The organism is Paraburkholderia sp. BL6665CI2N2, from assembly GCF_004366535.1.
Taxonomy (GTDB): Bacteria; Pseudomonadota; Gammaproteobacteria; order Burkholderiales; family Burkholderiaceae; genus Paraburkholderia.
The window spans coordinates 7,284,003-7,304,915 of the sequence record NZ_SORC01000001.1; the positions used below are offsets into that span (position 1 = coordinate 7,284,003).

At 65.4% G+C, this 20,913-nt stretch carries 16 protein-coding genes; 9 read left to right on the forward strand and 7 right to left on the reverse strand.

Annotation, left to right across the window (positions count from 1 at the left end):
• Positions 1-176 precede the first annotated feature (176 nt).
• Genes recC through B0G81_RS32655 form a run of 3 tightly spaced genes read left to right on the forward strand, consistent with a single transcriptional unit; the run spans position 177 to position 9,324 of the window.
• On the forward strand, positions 177-3,551 hold the full coding sequence (gene recC, locus B0G81_RS32645) for an exodeoxyribonuclease V subunit gamma (RefSeq protein ID WP_134141106.1): 3,375 nt from the start codon (positions 177-179) through the stop codon (positions 3,549-3,551).
• The gene (recB, locus tag B0G81_RS32650; protein WP_134141111.1) at positions 3,548-7,240 is read left to right on the forward strand and encodes an exodeoxyribonuclease V subunit beta; all 3,693 of its coding nucleotides are present in this window, start codon (positions 3,548-3,550) and stop codon (positions 7,238-7,240) included. Before recC ends, recB begins: the two co-directional genes overlap by 4 nt.
• Positions 7,237-9,324, forward strand: coding sequence for an AAA family ATPase (locus B0G81_RS32655; protein WP_134141116.1), 2,088 nt, complete (start codon positions 7,237-7,239; stop codon positions 9,322-9,324). Before recB ends, B0G81_RS32655 begins: the two co-directional genes overlap by 4 nt.
• A 136-nt stretch (positions 9,325-9,460) precedes the next feature.
• On the opposite strand, the gene B0G81_RS32660 is transcribed toward B0G81_RS32655, so the two are convergent.
• A complete protein-coding gene (locus B0G81_RS32660) occupies positions 9,461-10,102 on the reverse strand; it encodes a VC0807 family protein (protein ID WP_134141119.1) in 642 nt (213 codons plus the stop codon).
• 153 nt (positions 10,103-10,255) lie between these two features.
• Between B0G81_RS32660 and arfB the strand changes: the two genes are divergently transcribed.
• Positions 10,256-10,660 (forward strand): alternative ribosome rescue aminoacyl-tRNA hydrolase ArfB, encoded by a 405-nt coding sequence (arfB, locus tag B0G81_RS32665; protein WP_012432640.1) that lies wholly within the window; start codon positions 10,256-10,258, stop codon positions 10,658-10,660.
• Here arfB and B0G81_RS32670 read toward each other — a convergent pair.
• Positions 10,657-11,991, reverse strand: a complete 1,335-nt coding sequence (locus B0G81_RS32670) for an EAL domain-containing protein (RefSeq protein WP_243856674.1) — start codon at positions 11,989-11,991, stop codon at positions 10,657-10,659. The two genes, arfB and B0G81_RS32670, sit on opposite strands and share 4 nt — an antisense overlap.
• Positions 11,992-12,505: 514 nt before the next feature.
• Here B0G81_RS32670 and B0G81_RS32675 point away from each other — a divergent pair.
• Positions 12,506-12,796: a putative quinol monooxygenase gene (locus tag B0G81_RS32675; RefSeq protein WP_134141122.1), complete on the forward strand. Its 291-nt coding sequence runs from the start codon at positions 12,506-12,508 to the stop codon at positions 12,794-12,796.
• A gap of 86 nt (positions 12,797-12,882) precedes the next feature.
• On the opposite strand, the gene B0G81_RS32680 is transcribed toward B0G81_RS32675, so the two are convergent.
• From B0G81_RS32680 to B0G81_RS32690, 3 genes are all read right to left on the reverse strand, one after another.
• Complete coding sequence (locus tag B0G81_RS32680) at positions 12,883-13,140, reverse strand: hypothetical protein (protein WP_007182306.1); 258 nt, start codon at positions 13,138-13,140, stop codon at positions 12,883-12,885.
• 255 nt (positions 13,141-13,395) lie between these two features.
• Positions 13,396-13,635, reverse strand: a complete 240-nt coding sequence (locus B0G81_RS32685) for a hypothetical protein (protein WP_106284560.1) — start codon at positions 13,633-13,635, stop codon at positions 13,396-13,398.
• A gap of 249 nt (positions 13,636-13,884) precedes the next feature.
• On the reverse strand, positions 13,885-14,523 hold the full coding sequence (locus B0G81_RS32690; protein WP_134143277.1) for a YdcF family protein: 639 nt from the start codon (positions 14,521-14,523) through the stop codon (positions 13,885-13,887).
• A 346-nt stretch (positions 14,524-14,869) separates the two neighbouring features.
• Here B0G81_RS32690 and B0G81_RS32695 point away from each other — a divergent pair, with 346 nt between their 5' ends.
• Positions 14,870-15,193, forward strand: a complete 324-nt coding sequence (locus B0G81_RS32695; RefSeq protein ID WP_091794922.1) for a hypothetical protein — start codon at positions 14,870-14,872, stop codon at positions 15,191-15,193.
• Between the two features lie 314 nt (positions 15,194-15,507).
• Here B0G81_RS32695 and B0G81_RS32700 read toward each other — a convergent pair whose 3' ends face one another.
• Positions 15,508-15,762: a hypothetical protein gene (locus tag B0G81_RS32700; RefSeq protein WP_134141126.1), complete on the reverse strand. Its 255-nt coding sequence runs from the start codon at positions 15,760-15,762 to the stop codon at positions 15,508-15,510.
• Positions 15,763-16,047: 285 nt separating this feature from the next.
• Complete coding sequence (locus tag B0G81_RS32705) at positions 16,048-16,449, reverse strand: transposase (RefSeq protein WP_006052969.1); 402 nt, start codon at positions 16,447-16,449, stop codon at positions 16,048-16,050.
• A gap of 405 nt (positions 16,450-16,854) precedes the next feature.
• Between B0G81_RS32705 and B0G81_RS32710 the strand changes: the two genes are divergently transcribed.
• The 3 genes from B0G81_RS32710 (at position 16,855) to scpB (ending at position 20,853) form a co-directional block, all read left to right on the forward strand.
• Entirely contained in the window at positions 16,855-17,757 is a 903-nt protein-coding gene (locus B0G81_RS32710) for a LysR family transcriptional regulator (RefSeq protein WP_134141129.1), read from the forward strand.
• Positions 17,758-18,061: 304 nt separating this feature from the next.
• Positions 18,062-19,288, forward strand: coding sequence for a pyridoxal phosphate-dependent aminotransferase (locus B0G81_RS32715; protein WP_134143278.1), 1,227 nt, complete (start codon positions 18,062-18,064; stop codon positions 19,286-19,288).
• A 368-nt stretch (positions 19,289-19,656) separates the two neighbouring features.
• Positions 19,657-20,853, forward strand: a complete 1,197-nt coding sequence (gene scpB / locus B0G81_RS32720) for an SMC-Scp complex subunit ScpB (RefSeq protein WP_134141130.1) — start codon at positions 19,657-19,659, stop codon at positions 20,851-20,853.
• Positions 20,854-20,913: the final 60 nt, after the last annotated feature.

The window sequence follows — 20,913 nt, forward strand, 5'->3', positions numbered from 1 at the left end:
CCCGGGGAGCCCCGGGGCAGCCCCGAACTGCCGTCGAGTCTAACTGATTTTATGGCTGATCTGACCTCGTCCGTTCGGCCAGGTTCTGCCCTGGGGATGCGTTTGTTATGCTGTCGCTTCAATGTCTGTCGCGGCTTGGGGCGTTCCGCCCGTGCCGCTCGCAAGCCCCAGGATCCATGCTCCAGCTCTTCTACTCGAATCGCTACGAAACCCTTGTCGGTGCGCTGCTCGACGACCTGGCACAGGCGCCGTCCGATCCGTGGACCGCGCAGCCGGTGATCGTCCCGAGCGCGGCGGTGCGGCGCCGGCTCGAACTGGATATCGCCGCGCGCCAGGGCATCTGCGCGAATGTCAACTTTGGTTATCTCGCGCAATGGCTATGGGCGCAGATCGGCGGCGTAATCGAGGTGCCGAAGCATTCGCCGTTCGCGCCGGACCGGCTCGTGTGGCGTTGCTACCGGCTGTTGGGCGAGGCTGACGAAGCGCTACCATGGAATGAGTCGCCGCGTCTACGCACGTATCTGGATGCAGCGGACGCGTCGATGCGCTATGAACTCGCGCGCCGGGTGGCGACCGTGCTCGACCACTATCTGACCTATCGCCCGGAATGGCTGCTGCAATGGCAGAAGGGCGGCTCGATCTTCGCGAGCGGCGCGGCTGACGACACCGGTCCGCGCCTTGTCGGCGCGAGTGAAGCGGCGCGCGAGGACGAGCGTTGGCAAGCGGCATTGTGGCGGGCTGTGCTGACGGAACTCTCAGGCGACGCGCAAACGCCCGCGGCTGCGTTGCCGCCGGCTTATCGTTTTCTCGACGAAATCGGCACGCTCGACCTCGAGGCGATTTCGAATGCGCAGTGGCCCGAGGCGGTCAGCGTGTTCGCGCTGCCGACCATGCCGCCGTTGCATGTGGCGTTGCTGCGCGCGCTCTCGCGTTGGATCGACGTGCGGCTGTACGTGATGAATCCGTGCCGCGAGTTCTGGTTCGACGTCGTCAGCGCGGGGCGCGTCGAAGCGCTCGACGCCGCCGGCCAGCTCGACTATCAGGAAGTCGGCCATCCACTGCTTGCCGAGTGGGGCCGCCAGACCCAGGCGCAGTTGCACATGCTGCACGAGTTGACCGAGAGCGCTGCTTCAGGCGAGGCCGGCGATTTCACTGAGAACCCGGAGCCGAGTTGGCTCGCCGCCGTGCAGAACGGCATTCTCAATCTGCAGGACGAGACTGAGGCTGACGAATTGCCGATCGAGAGCGGCATCGAAGTTCACGTCTGCCACAGCCTGTCGCGCCAACTCGAAGTGCTGCACGATCGTCTGCTCGGCTGGTTCGACGAGCTCGACGACCTCCAGCCGTCCGACGTGCTGGTCGCCGTGTCCGACCTCGCGGCGGCCGGTCCTCTGATCGACGCCGTGTTCGGCACGACGCCGCCCGGCGACACGCGCCGCATTCCGTATCGGATTACCGGCTTGCCACCGTCGCAGGCCAATCCGGTTGCACGTTTGCTGCTCGATTGGCTGGCCTTGCCCGAGCGCACCGTGGGTGCGCCGGATCTGATCGAATGGCTGCGCGTCGACGCGATTGCGGTGCGTTACGGCATTGACGCCAGCTCGCTCGAAGCCGCGCAGGAATGGCTGGCGGCGGCGGGGGCGCGTCGCGGGCTCGCGCCGGTCGAGCCGTCCGGCGAGCATGTGCCGATTGCCCGTCACACGTTCGCGGATGCGCTCACGCGTCTCTATCTCGGCTACGCGATTCCGGACGGCGGCGAACCGGTCGATGCCTGGCTGCCGGTCGAAGGCGCGGACGGTTCGGAAGCGGAATTGCTCGGCCGCCTGTCGCGTTTCGTGGACGACATCGAGAGCTTCGCGGCGAATTGCGCGATCGAGCGCACGCCCTCCGAATGGACGCAACTGCTGCTCGAAACGCTGGCGCAATGTTTTGACGGCGGCGTCGAGTTCGCCGATTCGCTCGCCGCCGTGCGCGATGCGATCGACAAGATGGGCGACGCGATGCAGGCCGGCGCGCAGGAAGTCGCCATGGCCGCCGCGGTGGTGCGCGGCGCACTCACCGAGGCACTCGACGACCCCGCGCGCGGCGGCGTGCCTTGGGGCAGCGTGACGTTTTCATCGTTGACGAGTTTGCGCGGCTTGCCGTATCGCGTCGTCTGCCTGCTCGGCATGGACGACGGCGTGTTGCCGAGTCTTGCGCGCGCCGACGAGTTCGATCTGATGGCCGCGTTCGGCAAAGCCGGCGACCGTCAACGGCGTGACGATGAGCGCAATCTGTTCCTCGATCTTTTGCTCGCGGCGCGCGATCGTCTCTTCATCGCTTATACGGGCCGGAGCATTCGCGACAACGCGCCGTTGCCGCCGGCCGCGCTGGTCGACGAATTGCTCGACCATCTCGCGCAGGTGTCGGCGGGCGAGGGCGCGAGTCCCGCTGAAGTCGAGAGCGCGCGGCATGCGTTTATCGTCGATCATCCGTTGCAGGCGTTCGCGTCGGACTATTTCTTGTCGCAATCCGGGCTGTTCAGCTACGACGCGGATCGCGCCGAACTGGCCACGTTGCTGGCCGCGCCCACGCACGCCGCCGCGGCGCCGTTCTTCGATCGACCGTTGCCTCCCGAAGAACCCGCGCCGATTGCCTTCGACGAATTCGTGCGTTTCTGGCGGCATCCTGCGCGCGCGCTGTTGCGCGACCGCTTGGGCATCGTGCTGTCGGAAGCACAAGGCGAACTGCTCGACACCGAGCCATTCGACCTGGATTACGCGGGGCGCGATGCATTGGCGGACCGTCTGTTGCCCGTGCTGCTCGACATCGACACGGACGATGACGTCGTGTTCGAACGCGTGCGCCGCGTGGCGGCAGCGAGCCCGGAATTGCCGGGCGGCGCGACCGGCGCGGTGTGGAGAGCGCGCGAACTCGGCGCGTTGCGTCAACTTGCCGACAGCGTGCGCCGCGAGGTGGCTTCGGGTGTCGAGCGATTGCCATTCATGCTCGACATCGTGCCGCGTTGGCCCGACAGCGCCGGGATGGCCGGTGCGCTGTTCGGCCCGCATGACGCGCAGCTCCGTCAAGCCGCCGAAACGCCCCTGGAACTGCACGGCAGTCTGAACCTGCTCACCGAAACAGGACAAGTGATTTTCCGCTACGCCAAACCTACCGCCCGCGACTATCTCTCGGCATGGCTCGCGCATCTGGTCTATTGCGCCGCGCAGCCAAACGGTCCGCGCCGCACCGTATGGCATGGCAGCGGCGAGAGCTTCGAGCTCGCGCCGGTCTCCGCGCCGCTCGACGAACTGGCGCCGCTCGCCGCGTTGTTCAAGGCAGGCCGCATGCTGCCACTGCGCTTCTTCCCGAAGAGCGCATGGGCCAAGGTCAGCGAAAGCGATTCCGCGGCGCAGGGTGTGTGGATCAACGACCGCGTGCGCGGCGAGTCCGACGACCCCGCCCTGCGCATCGCATTGCGCGGCACGCCGCTCACGCTCGACGAGCCGTTCGGCAGCCTCGCCGCGATCGTGTTCAAGCCGCTCCTGCAACATCTGCGGAGCGCATCATGAGCGACGCCACGAAGCATCACGCGCTGGTCGCCGAAGAGCTCGACGTCTTCGCCTGTTCGCTCGACGGCGTGAATCAGATCGAGGCGTCGGCAGGCACCGGCAAGACCTGGAATATTTGCGCGCTGTACGTACGGCTGCTGCTCGAAAAGAACCTGAACGCGGATCAGATTCTCGTCGTCACGTTCACGAAGGCGGCGACCGCGGAATTGCACGAGCGCATACGCGGGCGCCTCGCGGAATTGGACCGCGCCATCGACCTGGACGACGACGGCGGCGACCCGTTCATCCGCCGTCTCTTTGAAACGACGCTGGCGCCGGAGCGGGGCATCGCGCGCGAGAACGCGTTGAAAGTGGTGCGGCGCGCGCTGCGCACCTTCGACCAGGCGGCGATCCACACCATCCACGCATTCTGTCAGCGCGCGTTGCAGGAAGCGCCGTTCGCCGCCGCCATGCCGTTCGCCTTCGAAATGGAAGCCGATGATGCGGCCTTGCGCTTCGAAATGGCGGCTGACTTCTGGCGTGAGCAGGTGGAACCGGTGGCGCACGCACATCCTGCGTTCGCCGCGTGGCTGGTGGCCAAACGCGCCGGCCCCGCGTCACTCGACGAACAACTCGCGCGTCGGTTGAAAAAGCCGTTGGCGCAATTGCGCTGGGGGAAGGTCGAGGCGAGCGGCGCAGGTGCCGATCCGCAAGCCGGCTTCGACGCTGCCTGCGAGCTCTGGCATGCGGAGCGCGACGCGATCGTCAGTTTGCTGACGCAGGCGCAAGACCGTCTGAGCAAGACATCGCACAAGCCCGATCATGTGAGCGCCGCGATCGCCGCATGGACCGAGTACTTCGCGCAGGGCGATTGTCATGCGCCGCCGCCGAAGGCCGCGTTGAAGCTGACGGCTTCGGCGTTGAAGAAGGCCACCAAGGTCAAGTTCGAGCCGCCCGAACATGCGTTCTTCGAGCATGCCGAAGCGTTGGCGGCGGCCGTGGTCGCGGCCGAAGCCGCGCAACGCGCGCGCTGGCTCTCGCTCGTGCAGACCTGGCTCGACTACGCACCCGCCGAACTGGTGGCGCGCAAACGCACGCGCCGCGTGGTGTCGTTCGACGATCTGCTGTCCAACCTGTATCGCGCGCTCGCCGCGCATCCATGGCTGGCCGATGCGTTGCGCACGCGTTATCCCGCCGCACTGATCGACGAGTTTCAAGACACCGATCCGCTGCAGTTCGCGATCTTCAGCCGGATCTTCGCACCGGCCGGTCCGCTGTTTCTGGTCGGCGATCCGAAGCAGGCGATCTACAGTTTTCGCGCGGCGGATCTGCATACTTATCTGGCGGCGCGCGAGGCGGCATCCGCGTGCTACACGCTGGCTGTGAATCAGCGCTCTACCGCGCCTATCGTCGAGGCGTGCAACCGGCTTTTCGAAGCCAACCACCAAGCGTTCGTGCTGGAAGGTCTCGACTATCAGCCGGTGCGCGCGGGCGAACGGCGCAGGCCGCCGTTCACCGATCCGGACGCGAGCGCCGGCGACTTCCGTATCTGGACCTTGCCGCAAGGCGACGCCGCGTTGACCAAGCGCGAGGCCCAGCGCGAAGCGAGCGAAGCGTGCGCCGCCGAAATCGTGCGCTTGTTGCGCGGCGCGCGCGAAGGCGCGGTGACGATCGGCGACGAGACGCTCGCGCCCGGCAACATCGCGGTGCTGGTGCAGACGCACAAGCAGGGCAGTCTGATCAAACGCGTGCTGGCCGCGTGGGGTGTCGGCAGCGTGGAATTGGCGCAGGCGTCGGTGTTCGCGACGCTCGACGCCGAGCAGATCGAGCGTGTGCTGGCCGCCGTCGATACGCCCGGCGATCTGCGCCGTCTGCGCGCCGCGCTGGCCACCGACTGGCTGGGTCTCGACGCCGCCGCGTTGTGGCGACTCGAGCAGGTCGCCGACGCGCCATCGGTCGCCGACGATCCCGCGCACGCCGCCGACGCGATGGGCTGGGTCGAGCGTTTCTTGCGCTATCGCACGCTGTGGCACGAGCGCGGTTTCGCGGTGATGTGGCGCACGCTGATGCGTGAGCTGCGCGTCGCGCAACGGCTGGTTGCCGCGGCGGATGGCGAACGTCGTCTGACGAACGTGAACCATCTGGCCGAACTGGTTCAGGCGCGCGCCGCAACGCAGCCCGGCATCGCGCCGACCTTGCGCTGGCTCGCCGCGCAGCGCACGCAGGGCGGCGGCGAAGACGCGCAGTTGCGTCTTGAGTCCGATCGCAACCTCGTGCAGATCGTCACGGTCCATAAATCCAAAGGGCTCGAATACGCGGTGGTGTTCTGCCCGTTCCTGAACGACGGCGGGCTGCGCGAGCCGCCGTCGTCCGGTTTGCCGGATGCGCGCGAGTATCACGACGACATGGGCGACGCGGTGCTGCACTACGGTTGCAACGACGAAGAAGCGGAGCACGCATCGCGCTACGCAGTGCGCGAACAGGCGGCGGAACGGGCGCGGCTCGTCTACGTGGCGTTGACGCGCGCGGTCTATCGCTGCTATCTGGTGGCCGGTACGTATCAGTCCTCGCGCTCCACCAAGGAGTCGCGCCGCAGCGTGTTGAACTGGCTCGTGGCCGGCGAGGGTCATGAGTTCGGCGACTGGCTCGCCGAGCCGCCCGACGAAGCCGCATTGTCGGCGCGCTGGCAGGCGCTGGCGGGCGGCCCGATCACGCTCGCTGCGCTGCCGAGGCCGGCGCGCCGCGTGCCGCTCGAAAGCCTTCAGGACCGCAGCGCGCGCATGCAGGCGCGAGCCAATCGCAGGCCGTTGCGCGATCAGTGGCGCATGGCGAGTTTTAGCGGGCTGATCGCCGCCGGCAGTAAGAGCGAAGAGACGCACGCGCCGGTGGAAGAGGTGCGTCCCGATCACGACGAGATTGCCGATGCGCTTGTCGTCGTGCCCGCGCCCACGCCTCAGGCTACGGCCTACGCCGAGGACGACATCCTCGCGTTCCCGCGCGGCGCCGCTGCGGGCGACTGTCTGCACCGCATGTTCGAACTCGCTGATTTCACCGAGCCGCATACATGGACCGACGCCATTCGCGGCGCGTTGCGCGAGCGTCCGGCGCCGGCTGTGCCCGAACTCGCCGCACGCCTGCCGGCGATGATGCACAACCTGCTCAGGGACGTGGTCACCACCGAACTGCAGCCCGGCATGACGCTCGCCAAGCTGAACCCGCGCCGGCGCCTGAACGAGCTCGAGTTTCTGTTCGCCGCGCCGTCGCTGGATTTCCCTGCGTTGCGCGAACTGCTGATCGAACATGGCTATCCCGACGTCGCGCTGGAACCCGGCGTGTTGCGTGGGTTTGTCAAAGGATTTATCGACATGATCGTCGAGTACGACGGGCGTTTCTGGATCGTCGACTGGAAGTCGAACCATCTGGGTGACACCGCCGCCGACTACGCCGCGGCTCCGCTCGAAGCGGCCATGGCGAGCCACGCGTATCATCTGCAGGCACTGCTTTATACGGTTGCGCTGCATCGTTATCTGAGAACGCGGGTGCGCGATTATTCGTACGACACGCATATCGGCGGCTATCTATATCTGTTCGTGCGCGGCGTGCGCCCGCATTGGCGCGATGCCGATGGTCCAGCAGGCGTGCATATGCGGCGTCCCGCATTCGAGCTGGTCGCGCTGCTCGATGCGGCCATGATCGGAGGTGCTCAATGAGCACGTTCGAACAGAGCGCATCGGCGCCGCCTTTGCTCGACGACATCGGCGTGAGTCTGCCCGCGCCGGCGGATTTCAGTATTGCGCTCGCCGAAGGTTTCGCGCGCCGCATCGGTGCGCTGGCGCGGCGTGGCGGCGCGTCGGCCGAGGCGGTCAAGTGGGCGGCGCGGAGCGCGTTTGCCGCGAGCCGCGCGACGGCCGAAGGGCACGTATGCGTGCCGCTTGCGGTGCTGGCGCGACGCTTCGAGGCGTCGAGCGCTGAAGTGCGCGCCGCGCTGTTCGCCAGCGGTATGGCGAGCGATGGTTCGCAAAGCTCGGCGGCGTTGCGGCCGCTGGTGGTCGATGGGCAAGGGCGGCTGTATCTGGCTCGCTACTACGACTACGAGCGGCGGCTTGCGCGCGCGTTGGTGGCGCATGCGCGGGCGGGAGAGGGTGTCGGGCGATTGGCCGATGCCGGGACACTCCACCAGCGTCTCCTGCGCTACTTCGGTCCGCCGAAGGACGACCAGGTCGACTGGCAACGCGTCGCGGCGGTCATGGCGCTGTCCGGGCAACTCACCATTGTCAGCGGTGGACCGGGCACCGGCAAGACCACGACCGTGGTCGGCGTGCTTGCCTGCCTGCTCGATGCCCGCGCGGATCTGCGCGTCGCACTCGCGGCCCCCACGGGCAAAGCCGCGCAGCGCATGCAGGAGGCCTTGCTCGCGCGCGCCGGCGATTTGCCGCTCGAACTGGCCGCGCGTTTGCCGCAGACGTCGTACACGTTGCACCGTCTGCTCGGCTCCGGGCCCGGAGGACGCTTCCGGCATCATCGGGACAATCCGCTGCCTTACGACGTCGTCGTGATCGACGAGGCGTCGATGATCGACGTCGCCATGGCCGCGCATCTGCTCGACGCCATCGCCCCGCAGACTCGTCTCGTGATGCTCGGCGACAAGGACCAGCTCGCCGCCGTCGAAGCCGGCGCGGTGTTCGCCGAACTCAGCGCGCGCCCGGCTTTCACGCAAGGTGGTTTGCGGCGCATCGCCGATGCGCTCGGCATCGACGAAACGCAACTCACGCAGGCATTGCCCGGCGCATCGCGAGGCTTCGGCGGAGAGCCCGCGGATTTTTTCGCGCAGCCTGATGCACCCGACGGCGATCTGTTTGCGCACACGGACTCGCCTGGTGCTTTCGACGAACTGCCCGTTGGCGACCTTTTCGAAAGCGTCGCGCCACCACCTTCGCACGTGGCCGCCGCGTCGCCCATGCAGAACCCGCTCGCCGATTGTGTTGTCTGGCTCGAGCGCAACTATCGGTTCGGCCTGGAATCGCCCATTGGCCGTCTGTCGCTCGCGATTCGCCATGGCTCGGCGAGTGCCGCGCTCGAAGTTCTGCGCACAGATCCGACAGAACCGTGCGCTGCGGCGCTTCACGAAGATACGCACGCGACGCTTGCCGAGCGCACCGTCGCACGGCTCGCCACAGGTTTCGCGCCGTACGCCGACGCGCTTGCCACAGCGCTGGCAGCCGAAACGCCCGACCCATTGCCACTGTTCGACGCGTTGAACCGTTTTCGCATTTTGTGCGCGACCCGTTCCGGACCGCGTGGCGTCGATCAGGTGAATGCGGCGATGGCGGCGCAGGTGCGGCGCGCGGCGGGCGTGACGCTGGCGGTGGGCGTGCAGTGGTTCGCCGGCCGTCCCGTCATGGTGACGCGCAACGATTACGCGCTCGGTCTCTTCAACGGCGACATCGGTATTGCGCTGCCGGGCGCGAACGGCGCGTTGCGCGTGTATTTCCGGACCGGCGACGGCGGCTTGCGAGCGGTATCGCCGGCCGCGCTGCCGCCGCACGACACAGCGTTCGCGCTCACGGTTCACAAATCGCAGGGCTCCGAGTTCGAGCACGCGGTGCTGATGCTGCCTTCCGTATTTAGCCGGGTGTTGTCGCGCGAACTGGTGTACACGGCGATCACGCGCGCGCGTGAACGGGTCGAAGTGATCGGCGCGCGCGCCGTGCTGGCGCAGGCGATTGCGACGCCGACACAGCGCGACTCGGGGTTGGCGGCGCGGATAGCGGAGATGCGGCGTGGGGCTGAATAGCGGATTCGGACGGCGGGAGGCTGCTTCGCGAGCTGGTCGCGCGGGTTAGGCTGCAGGACGGCAGGACGGCAGGACGGTTGGAAGGCGGAAGGTAGATTGGCGCCACGGCCCAAGCGCCCACTTCGCGCCGAACCCCTCAACCAGCCGCGCCACCCGACTGCACACGCGCCTCGACCCGGCCAGGCATGGTCTTCCGATACCAGAACGTCCACAACGCGAGGCCGCCATAAATGCCGTAGCCGATAAACGGCGATACCACGAGGAAGCGCTCGATCGGCCACGTGAGCGCCATCCACGCACGCAACGCCGTCTCGCCGGTCAGGCCGACGCCCCACACCAGCGTCATCAAGCGCATCGCGCTGACGAGAGCCGGCCGCTCCTGCCACAGGGCCTCGAAGCGCGCCGCGCCCCCTTCCATTTCGCGCGCGACGGTGGCGCGCGCGAGATAAAAGATCAGCGGGCGGCGCATCGGCAACGAGAGCAGAAACACCACGCCGATCGCGCCGGATACCAGCGACTCGCGCAACAGCAGCATGCGCGGACTGCCCCCGAGCGCCATGGCTGCGACCGAGAGTACGATGCCGGCCAACACCATCACGCTGAGCGCGTCCACGCGCCGAAACCGCACGAGTTCGATCAGGCTCCACACGATCGGCGGCACGGCTGACGCGATCAACGCGCCGGTCTCGCCCAGATACGGCAGCGCAAGCCGGTAGGCGAGCCACGGCAACAGAAAGTTGACAGCCAGTTCCAGCACAAACCCTGGGCGGAGCTTCATGTGAATTTACGCTGTAAGCGAAAAACGCAGTATCGATGAACTACCCGCCTCGACGCAAATAGTTTTTCGCATTGGCAGTCGCGCTCGATAGTCCGTAGTCGGTGATCGGTCACGCGCTGTGTACACTCATGTTTTCCGATTCAAGCTCGTGTCATGACATCCCGCTATCCGATCCCGCCGAACGAAATCGAACTGACCGCGGTGCGCGCGCAAGGAGCGGGTGGCCAGAACGTCAACAAGGTGTCGAGCGCCATTCACCTGCGCTTCGATGTGCAGGCATCGTCGTTGCCGGAAGTGTTGAAAATGCGCCTGCTCGCGCTGTCCGATCACCGGCTCACGCGCGACGGCGTGGTGATCATCAAGGCGCAGGAGCACAGGACGCAGGAGATGAACCGGGCGGCAGCGCTGGCGCGGCTCGATGAACTGATCGAAAGTGTCAGCGTCACGCGCAAGCCGCGCGTCGCAACCCGGCCGACGCGCGCGTCGAACCTGCGGCGTCTCGACGGGAAAGCCAAACGCAGTGAGATCAAATCCGGCCGCGGCCGCGTCGACGACTAGCGCTTGCTGCCGCGTCCCGAAGGACCGGGTCCAGAAGGGCGCGCCACGGCGGTCGTGGCGGTCGGCACGAAATCGACGCACAACACATGCGGGCCGTCGTGCTCGAAGGCGAGGGCCGCGGTGTAGCAGTCCTGACCGTCGGCGAGCGAATAGTGCGGGCCCATCATGGCGACGCGTCCCGGCGCGGCGAGCGCGTGCTTGAAGTAGGCGCGCCGCGACCAGTTGCTGCGCGTATCGGTGTAGAGCGGCGCGAGCCGTAGCGGAGGCGGCGGCACCGAGGCGGCCGTCACGGAAGGCAGAGTTTGCTCACCCAGCCCGTTGGTGACGAATACGCGGCGTGCCTCGCGCAGATGCCAGACCTTTTGCGCCGCCTGGCGCAGATCGCCGGTGGCCTTGTAGGTCTCGGCGGCACTCAGCACGGCTTCTGCGAACCCTTCAAAACCGAGCCGCTGGTGGCCGGCATGCTCGCGTTCGTACTCCGCGAACTTGCTCCACATCGATTCGATCACCGCCGGCACCTTGGCGCAGGCCGCCTTCACGGAACTCTTCGGCTGGCCGAGCCAGAAACCCTGCACGAAATCGACATCGGCCTCCATCAGGATCATCAGCTCTTCATCGGTTTCGACGCCTTCGGCCAGCACCAGCGTGCCGGACTGATGCAGCATCGAGACCAGATGGCCGATCATCGAGTCGTCGCCTTCGCGCCTGCCGGCGCGCGCGACCAGTGAACGGTCGAGTTTGACGATGTCCGGGCGGAAGCGCCACACGCGGTCGAAATTCGAGAAGCCAGTGCCGAAGTCGTCGATCGCGATCAGGAAATCGCGCGGCTGCGACGCGGCGAGCATGCTGGCGACTGCGGATTCGTCGTCGGCGGGCTGCTCGAGCACTTCGATCACAATGCGTTCCTGCGGCAGACCGAAATGCGACGACAGTTCGTCGATGAACGCGCGTTGCGGCCAGCCGGTTTCGAACACCTGCGGGCGCGTGTTCAAAAACAGCCAGCCGGTGCTGATGCCTTGCTCCATGAAATTCGCCACATGCAGGCAGCGCGCGATGCGGTCGAGTTCGCGGGCGTCCGCGGCCGAGCGGGTGCCGGAAAACAGCACGTCGGGCGAGACCGGCAAACCGACCGGATCGAAGGCACGCAGTAAGCCCTCATAGCCGACCACGCGCTGGTGCGTCACCGACAGCACCGGCTGGAACACGCTATGCAAAGTCAGCGCGCGCCACGTCGCGGTCCAGCCGGACTCGTCCCGGACCAGATGCGGGAGCAGGCCGCTCAGGGTCAATTCGCTGACGGATGGCATAAAGGCGGGTAAGAGAGCGGACATGGCGACATCGCGGCAAACGGGTGACGGGACGCGCCAGGCAATGCGACGCGCAACGGATGCACGGCCCACGCGTGCGCAGGGCAGCTCGGATACAGCCCGGGAACGCGGAGAGCGATGCCAGCCATGCTGGACTCCGGCGAATTAGTCAAAACCAGTCTATCAGTTTGCAATTCGCGTGAATGTGCGGGTAATCACAGACGCAGGGTCATATCGGCGGTGATGCCGATCTCCACGCCGACCGGCCGTCCGGCGTGAGTTTTGCGCGCGTTTGCCGCGCAAACCCGGTTGCGCCTCGCGCAATCAATCGCCTGTATGAAACCGAGCGTAACAGGGCGGCGAGCGGACACCCGCCAAACTCCAGGCAAGGACGGTACTCAGACGGAAGGATGCTGAACCGGTTATGAGTCGGTGCAGGCGATGCCTGAACGCGCGCGCCGCTCATTTGCGCGCAGGCCGCCTGCAGCTTTGACGAGCGCCCGGTATGCTGCTGCTTTTCGTGAAAAGGAGGTCAGGCATGTCGGAAATCGCGGTGGTCGCAATCTCGGTGGCGAAGCCGGGCTATGAAGAGCAACTGCGGCAGGCGCTCGAAGGGCTGGTCGGGCCGACGCGCAACGAGCGGGGAGCGCTTCAGTACGATCTGCACCGCGACCTGCAGGAGCCGCGCCGGTTCGTGTTTGTCGAGCGTTGGGAAAACCAGGAAGCGCTCGCGATGCATGCAAAATCGGCACACATCGAGGCGTACAGGAAAGCGGTGGCAGACTGGGTGGAACACGCGGAGATTCGCGGCGTGTCGAAAATCGCCTGAACCTTCAGGCGAATTGCACAACGAAGAGCGCGCTGCCGGGCACGAGCGGCCCGGCGCGACGTTCGCCGTTTGTGCTGTTTGTGCCGTTAATGCGTGGCTTGCGGAACGTCGAGAATCAGGATGATGGTCCAGTCGGCGTCGCCGTCATGGTGATACTGGCGTTCCGCGACGATGAACGGCTGTTGCTTGCCGTCCGGGCCGAGAAACAGCACATCGCCTTCCATCGGCAGGCATTCGACGGGCGGCAGCGCCAGAAACGCTTCCTGACCGCCGCGCGGCATCAGTTTTTCGATTTTGCGAGATGCTGCTTCAGTCCATTCGATATCAAGCTGAATGTTGCTCATGCTGTCCTCCGCACCAAGGTGCGCACGGGTTAGGGGATTCCGGCCAGGCGCCGGTCGGTGCGCGACTTTAGCACACCGCCCGCCGGGCGCCGCAAGGCTCGAGCCGCCGGCGCGGGCCGGCTCGGCGCGCCGCGCTGCTCCGCGTCTGGCGAGTCTTTCGCCAACCCATTAAACAACAAAAAGCCGAAGCCGGCGGCGCCGGCTTCGGCTTTTGCTCGCTCGCGGCGGGGCCGCGGGTGAGTTGGGTGGCTATGCTTACGAGCCGGCGTCGGCCTTGGGCGCTTTCTTGTGATGCATGCTTCCCTTGTGGTGCTTCATCGGCATGGCCGGTGCGCTGTCCATTGCTTGCTGACGGTTTTGCAAATCTTGCGCACGCTGCTCGACGTCGGCGGCCTTGGCCGGATCGGTGCTCATCATGACGCCGTTGTCCTGCGCATAGGCCGCGCCCGTTACGGCACTGAGGGAAACCAGGATCGCCAGGGACACTTTCTTCATTGCTACCTCCGCAGAGTGGTTGTGGACCTGAGTACTTGCCTGTCCAAACGGAAAGACAATGCATTCTAGCCAGCAATATCCGCTCCAACAGAGGGTTTTGTGACTCCAATGACAATTCGTTACATTTGGTTACGTTCGGGGTGCCGATTGCGATGCGTGTTGACTGGCGCGGGAGGTCGTCACGACGTATCACCACTCAGGCACATGGTTGGCATCTCTAAATAATCGTTTTGTCATGCGACTCGAATTTCAGAACCAGCCAATCGCGCGATAGACGTGAAATTGCGCGATGCCAATCAATTCGTGCAACGCGATCTCCGCGCTCGCCAGATTGTCATATCGCGGGAGTACACCAAGACGTGCGCCGATCGCGTTCGAGATCATCGGCTGCGGCGCGAGGCCGAAGCGGTGGAAGTCGAGCAGAGCGCGCGGCATCTGATAGGCCGAGGTGATAAGGATCAGCGAATCGTAACGCGAGCCCTGCAGAATGCTGGAGACGTTGCGTGCATTCTCGTAGGTCGTGCGGCTGCTGTTTTCCAGCACGATGTCGGCGCGCGGCACTTGCCGACGCAGCAGGTAAGGCAGATACGTGTCGGCTTCGGTCGCGCGATGCCGCTGCGGATTGCCGCCGCTCACGATCACATGGCACGTATGGGCCGCGCGTTTGCAGGCGGCGTAGTACTCGGCGCTCGCCGCAATGCGCGCCAGCACGTCGCGTGGAGGCATGAGGACGTGGTCGTCGCCGTAGATTGTGCCGCCGCCCAGCATGATGATCGCGGTGCGCGGCGCGAACGTGGCCGGCGTCTCCGTCCGCCAGTGCGGCTGCGCCAACCGTAGCAAGGGTGCGGTGAGCCAGCCTGAGGCGAGCAGCCAGAAGAAGGCGACCATGCAGATGGCGAGAGGGCGGCGGGCGCCCTTCCATAGCACGATTGCTGCAAAAAAAAGCGCTAATAAAGTGAATAGAATCAATTTAAATGGGGTAACGTATGTCTTTCGGGACAAATCCATGGGCTTGCTATCGCGCCGCAGCGGTTGCATCGTCGGCTCGTGGACAGAACGCTAACATGCCGTTCAGACGGGGGTTCCGAAACGAGACCAGGCAGCACCTGGCGGAATTCGACTGCACACGTTGCAGTCAGCTTCCAGCCAAGGGCGGGTGCTACGCGCGTCACTGGTGGCGCGGTGACGTGTTGGGCATAAATGTGTCATAGCTGCACTTTAAGAAAGAAGTGAGATGACCACGTATTCCAACGAAGCGGTACTTGAAGCGCTGCGGCGGGCGCAATATCGCCAGGTCCCATGGGCTAGAAGGCCGGGTGTTTTCCAATATCTTCGCGCACTAGGCTTGATGGACACCGTTCGGCAGCGCACTGTCGCGCCGGCTCCGGGCTTTCACGCACCTGTCGATATCGCCGTGCTCACGGAGCGCGGCAGAGCCGAGTTTGCACGACTCGCCCATGACGAACGTCTGCTCAGCTGGACAGCGCAGCGCATGAACGACTACGTCGTCGCCACCGCCGACACGCGGCCTACCGCCGCGCTCGAAGTCCGGCCTTAGGTCAGGCGGGCTGGCAGGCGTTGTTACCGGCCGCCTCGAGCGGCTGGCGGCGTCCCCATTGCTCGGTCTTCGGTTCATTGCGCTGCGTTGCGCCGTGTGTCGTGCGTGCCCGCGGGCGGTGCGATTTGCGTAAGGACAGCGCAAAAAAAAGCCCGTATCGCGAGGATACGGGCGTACCGGAATTACTACTGCCACGCTGTGCTAATGGCGTTAAATCAGACTGGTACGACGCGCGGTGGTTCCCCCAATTACTCAATATGCGCTGCGGAACTTCGCCGGCACTGCGCACGGCCGCTGCGCACGTCCGGCTCCGCCTAACGCCGGCGTGTCGGATCCGGGCGAGGCGGCTCCGGCCGCGTACGCACATTGCTGGCGATATCGCCACGCAAATCCCCACGTGGCGCCGGCGGTGTGAAGTCGCGGGCGCGGGTATCGCTTTGCTGCCAGGCTTCGATGGTAGCCGGACGATCCGGCCTCCAGTTCCAGGCCTGTTGGCGCTCTTGAGCGAGCGCCGGTGCGGCCATTGATGAAACGACAATGCCGCACAGAAGCAGTGACATTGGTTTCATGCTGAGCTCCCGTCAAGCCGATCAACAAGGCCTGTTTGCATACATATAAGGTATGCCCAGTCACGAAAGCACGCTGTAAGTAATAGTAAATGGATGTTTCACCCGCAACGATGGCGCCGCTTCAGACGTCTGAAGCAGCGCGCAAGCTGGGTGCGGCGGGAAGGGACGACTGTGTTGGGCGCGCCGGGAGCGGTGCCCATATCAGGCAGGCGTGCACGAAGACGCGCGACCTGGGTTTGATACATGCCGGGCGCCCGCAGGCGCCCGGAGGAAAAGCAGTATGCGTCAGGCCATCTTGACCGGCGCGCGCCACGATTCCGGATTGGTCCAGAATGCGCCACGCAGGCGGTCACGGCTCGGCGGTGCCGGCGGTTTCGCGGCGGTCGCGCCAATCCGGCCGCGCAGCGAAATTTCACGGCCGCTCGTGCCGAGTCGCTTAACTATTTCGGCGAGCGTACCATCGGCTTGCCACTCGTCGAAACGGCGGCGGCAAGTCGGCGGCGACGGATAGCGGCCCGGCAGTTTGGACCAGCCTTCGCCCGTCGACAGCACCCACAGCACGGCGTTGACAACCGCGCGCGCTTCCACGCGTGGCCGACCGCGCCGTTCGCTCCGTGCGGGCTCCGCACAGAACAACGCCTCGACCAGCGCCCACTCGTTGTCTCTCAAATCGTCGAACAGCATCATGTTTCACCTCAGCGAAGCTAACTCCGGTGCGCTGCCCCGCGCCGCGCACTCTCCATGCACTCGATAGGCGAGTGCCAAGGAGGGTCGGGCTTGCCACGGTCTGCTATGCAGTCAGAATCATGGCGCCGACCCTTGTGTGCATGTAAATGCAGGAAGTGTGCCAAGTTGAGTCCAACCGCCTGAAAGCCCTGTGACAGCGGGCCAGCGCGGGCGCTAGCTAGGGGCGTATAAGAATCCAAAAAACCCATCTCGCAAATCGGGACAATCACCAATCTTGTGCAATCAGGCCCGACCAGCGTGCGTTTGCGCCTTATTGCTGCATTGCAGCGAACCTGCGAAAAGGAGGTGGGTACTGTCTTTAGCCTTACAATGCGCATCAAATGATGCAATTGATGAGGTCGGTAAATGAATGTCACGCTGCGCCAGCTAAGGGTTTTCATCGAGGTCGCCCGTCTGCAGAGCTTCAGCCGCGCCGGCGATGAAATCGGCCTGACGCAGTCAGCAGTCAGCCGCTGCGTGCGGGAACTGGAGAGCGAGATCGGCCTGAAGCTGATCGACCGCACCACCCGGGAAGTGCAACTCACGGATGTCGGCGCCAACCTGGTGTCGAGCGTGTCGCGTCTGCTGACCGACCTTGACGACGCGCTGCGCGAAATCCGCGAAATCGGTGAACAGCGCCGCGGGCGCGTGGTGGTGGCCGCCAGCCCGACGGTGGCATGCCGGCTCATGCCGCGCGTGGTGGCCTCGTGCGGGCAGCAATTCCCCTACATCGCGCTCGGCTTGCGCGACGACGTGCAGAGCGACGTAGTGCGCAAGGTCAAGTCGGGCGAGGTGGACTTCGGCGTGGTCATCGGCCCGTTTTCCGCGGACGACCTGCTAAGCGAATCGCTGATGACGGATTCGTTCTGCATCGTTTCGCGCGACGATCATCCATTAGCGGCGCAGGAGCAGGTGGCGTGGACTGACCTGGACGGCCAGCAGCTCGTAATGCTCGATTACGCATCGGGCAGCCGGCCGATCATCGACGCGGCGATGCAGGAATACGGCGTGAGCGCCACGGTGGTGCAGGAGCTGGGGCATTCCGCGACCGTTTTTGGGCTGGTCGAGGCGGGTGTCGGCGTGAGCGTGCTGCCCTGGCTGGCCTTGCCGCTACCTGCGGGCGCGGCGCTGGTAGCCCGGCCGCTCGAGCCGCGCGCGGAGCGTACGGTCGAGCTGGTGCGGCGGCGCGACCGCTCGCTGTCGCCGGCGGCGGAGGCGGTATGGGGACTGATTCGCCAGTTGCCGGGGAGGGCGGAGGATTTGAACTAGTTCGTGGTTGTCGAAGGTGCGCGATGTTCCAGGGAGTGGCGAATGCGCGGCCGCGTAGGGAGTGCGATGTTCCCGTGGGTAGAACGCGCGGCGGCGCGACGAGTGCGATACCCTGGGCTCGGGCGGTGCGACGGGGCGACCGGCGCGGCTCTCGAAGCATGGCGCCTGGCCGCGCCCCATCTGCGACCAATCGTCCGCCACGCATTCTCATCCGGCGGTTTCGCGTTCCCGAAAAGACGCACCAAGCTAAACTATCGCCTCTGCTGAAGTTCAACCCATGCCCTTCACCCGTCTGGAAGACTCGATGAGCGAATCGGACCTGCCTGTGCCATCCATCCCGAACGCGCGCGATGCCGTGCGCGCACTGCGTCCTTCGCAGATCCGCGAAGTCGCCAACGCCGGTTTCGGCGTCGCCGACGTGCTGCCGTTCTGGTTCGGCGAATCCGACCGCGTCACGCCCGCCTTCATCCGCGACGCCGCTAGCGCGTCGCTCGCGGCCGGCGCGACGTTCTACACGCACAACCTCGGCATCGCTCCGCTGCGCGCCGCGCTGGCGGGCTATGTCAGCGACCTGCACGGCGCGACGTCGGCGCAGCACATCGCGGTGACGAGCGCGGGCGTGAATGCGCTGATGCTCGCGGCGCAACTCGTAGTGGGCGCGGGCGACCGCGTCGTCGCGGTCACGCCGCTCTGGCCGAATCTGGTCGAGATTCCGAAGATTCTCGGCGCGCATGTCGAAACGGTCGCGCTCGGTTACGGCGAGCGCGGCTGGCAACTCGACCTCGGGCAACTGCTGGCAGCGTTGACGCCCGACACGAAAATGCTCCTGATCAACTCGCCGAACAATCCGACGGGCTGGGTGATGAGCCGCGACGAGCAGCGTGCCGTGCTGGCGCATTGCCGGCGCCACGGCATCTGGATCGTCGCGGACGAGGTCTACGAACGCCTTTACTATGCGGACGCCGAGCCCGGCGCGGCCGGGGCGCCCTCGCGCACGGCGCCGTCATTCCTCGATCTGGCCACCCGAGACGAACGCGTGATCTGCGTCAATTCATTTTCGAAGGCCTGGTTGATGACAGGCTGGCGGCTCGGCTGGATCGTCGCGCCGGCCGCGTTGATGGACGATCTGGGCAAGCTCGTCGAGTACAACACTTCGTGCGCGCCGGCCTTCGTGCAGCAGGCGGGCATTGCGGCCATCGAGCAGGGCGAGCGCTTCACGCAGGAACTGGTGCGCGATCTGAAGGCGTCGCGCGACCATCTGGTGAGCGCGCTCGCCCCGATGCCCGGTGTCGACGTCAAGGCGCCGCCCGGCGCGATGTATCTGTTTTTCTCGATGCCGGGCGCCTCGCGCAGTCTGGAGCTTTGCAAGGCGATGGTGCGTGATGTCGGGCTCGGCGTGGCGCCGGGCAGCGCGTTCGGTCCGCAAGGCGAGGGCTTCGTGCGCTGGTGCTACGCCTGCGACACGGCGCGGCTGGACGCCGGCGTCGAGCGCCTGAAACGGTTCTTGAGGGAACATGCAACGGCACAATGAACACGTGGCGGAAAAGGTGGCCGCCTGAAGCTATTGAGCCAACCAGGCGAAGATCGGCGAAAAAAAGGGTTTTTACCAAATTAAGCCCGCTTTTTCACTAAAGCACGTCCGCGAGGCCGTGGTTGGAAAATGCGCGGGGGATTTCGTCTTTACGCACTGATTGTTTTTGCGTAATATGGCGCTCAGTCACGCGGTTCCCTTCAGGAATATCGCTGCTCCGTCCGGCTGGGTTTGGTTCGATTGTCTGTTTCGCCTCCCCCCGGTGCGTGCTCCCATCAATATGACCGATCAGAATCGGGCGAGCGCGTCTTCAGTTCCACATCGTCTGTTTGATCCGGTTCTTTGACCACAGGGTCTGACCTAGCTGCATGAATACCCAAGAGGCGAAGATCGTCCTCGAGACTGCCTTGATCTGCGCGCAGGAGCCGTTAAAGCTCGGCGAGTTGCGCAAGCTCTTTGCCGACGGCGTGTCGGCAGACACCGTTCGGACGTTGCTCGAAGACCTCAAGCAGGACTGGTCTGGGCGCGGTGTGGAGTTGGTCGGGCTGGCGTCGGGCTGGCGATTTCAAAGCAAGCCCGCGATGCGCTCGTATCTGGATCGTTTGCATCCTGAGAAACCGCCGAAATATTCGCGCGCGGTACTCGAAACGCTCGCGATCATTGCATACCGGCAACCGGTGACGCGTGGCGACATTGAAGAGATTCGCGGCGTCACGGTGAATACGCAGGTCGTCAAGCAGCTCGAAGATCGCGGCTGGATCGAAGTGATCGGTCATCGTGACGTGCCGGGTCGCCCGGCACTGTACGCGACCACGCGGCAATTCCTCGACGACCTCGGGCTGACGGCGTTGGACGAATTGCCGCCGCTCTCCGATCCGTCGGCGCAGTTGAACGCGGATCTGCTCGGCCAGCACGCGATCGAGTTCGCCGACGCCGATGTCGCGCAGGTTTCGGCTCCGGAAGAAGAGCAGGTGGATTCCGGTGTGATAGTTGAAGCAGGCGCTGTTGCAGATGAGCTTGTGAGCGCAACTGCCGATGGCGAGCCGGAGAATATTCCGCAAGCCACGAGCGAAGCGCCGCAATCCGACTCCGCCGACGCAGTTGGCCATGCCGCTGACAGCCCGCTTGGAGCACTGAACAAGGCGTCAGGAACAGAAATCGCTGACAAGCTTGCTGAAGCGCACGAGACGCAGCACGCTGAGCCGGTGGAATCGGCACAGGCGACCGACAGCGCAGTGGAAGTCGCCGCGCAAAACGCATCGGCATCATCCGGAGCGCATACGGACGCCGCTGCCACGCCGGCCGCGCGGGAACAGACTGAGGCTGCGCACCCGGCGAACGTTGTACCGCAGACCGGCGTCGCCGAGTCCGCAGAGAATCACGATCCGGTCTCCCAGGCCGATCCGGCAATACCCGCGCACGACTCGGGCGTACTCCGCAATACGGAGCACGCCGCCGAGCCGAACCCGACCAAGGCGGCGCACGGCGATCCTCTGGATCGTCGCGATGCGGCGCAGGACGCAGGCATTCTGACCGACGACGAACCCGAGTCGCGCAGCGCCTGACGTAACCGAACTTTTTTTGCCACGCCCGCAATGGGCGTGCGCGACCTGACATTTTGAGGT

Coding starts and splice junctions, on each gene's coding strand:
- recC (WP_134141106.1), top strand. CDS start 177: ATGCTCCAGCTCTTCTACTCGAATCGCTACGAAACCCTTGTCGGTGCG.
- recB (WP_134141111.1), top strand. CDS start 3,548: ATGAGCGACGCCACGAAGCATCACGCGCTGGTCGCCGAAGAGCTCGAC.
- B0G81_RS32655 (WP_134141116.1), top strand. CDS start 7,237: ATGAGCACGTTCGAACAGAGCGCATCGGCGCCGCCTTTGCTCGACGAC.
- B0G81_RS32660 (WP_134141119.1), bottom strand. CDS start 10,102: ATGAAGCTCCGCCCAGGGTTTGTGCTGGAACTGGCTGTCAACTTTCTG.
- arfB (WP_012432640.1), top strand. CDS start 10,256: ATGACATCCCGCTATCCGATCCCGCCGAACGAAATCGAACTGACCGCG.
- B0G81_RS32670 (WP_243856674.1), bottom strand. CDS start 11,991: ATGTCCGCTCTCTTACCCGCCTTTATGCCATCCGTCAGCGAATTGACC.
- B0G81_RS32675 (WP_134141122.1), top strand. CDS start 12,506: ATGTCGGAAATCGCGGTGGTCGCAATCTCGGTGGCGAAGCCGGGCTAT.
- B0G81_RS32680 (WP_007182306.1), bottom strand. CDS start 13,140: ATGAGCAACATTCAGCTTGATATCGAATGGACTGAAGCAGCATCTCGC.
- B0G81_RS32685 (WP_106284560.1), bottom strand. CDS start 13,635: ATGAAGAAAGTGTCCCTGGCGATCCTGGTTTCCCTCAGTGCCGTAACG.
- B0G81_RS32690 (WP_134143277.1), bottom strand. CDS start 14,523: ATGGTCGCCTTCTTCTGGCTGCTCGCCTCAGGCTGGCTCACCGCACCC.
- B0G81_RS32695 (WP_091794922.1), top strand. CDS start 14,870: ATGACCACGTATTCCAACGAAGCGGTACTTGAAGCGCTGCGGCGGGCG.
- B0G81_RS32700 (WP_134141126.1), bottom strand. CDS start 15,762: ATGAAACCAATGTCACTGCTTCTGTGCGGCATTGTCGTTTCATCAATG.
- B0G81_RS32705 (WP_006052969.1), bottom strand. CDS start 16,449: ATGATGCTGTTCGACGATTTGAGAGACAACGAGTGGGCGCTGGTCGAG.
- B0G81_RS32710 (WP_134141129.1), top strand. CDS start 16,855: ATGAATGTCACGCTGCGCCAGCTAAGGGTTTTCATCGAGGTCGCCCGT.
- B0G81_RS32715 (WP_134143278.1), top strand. CDS start 18,062: ATGAGCGAATCGGACCTGCCTGTGCCATCCATCCCGAACGCGCGCGAT.
- scpB (WP_134141130.1), top strand. CDS start 19,657: ATGAATACCCAAGAGGCGAAGATCGTCCTCGAGACTGCCTTGATCTGC.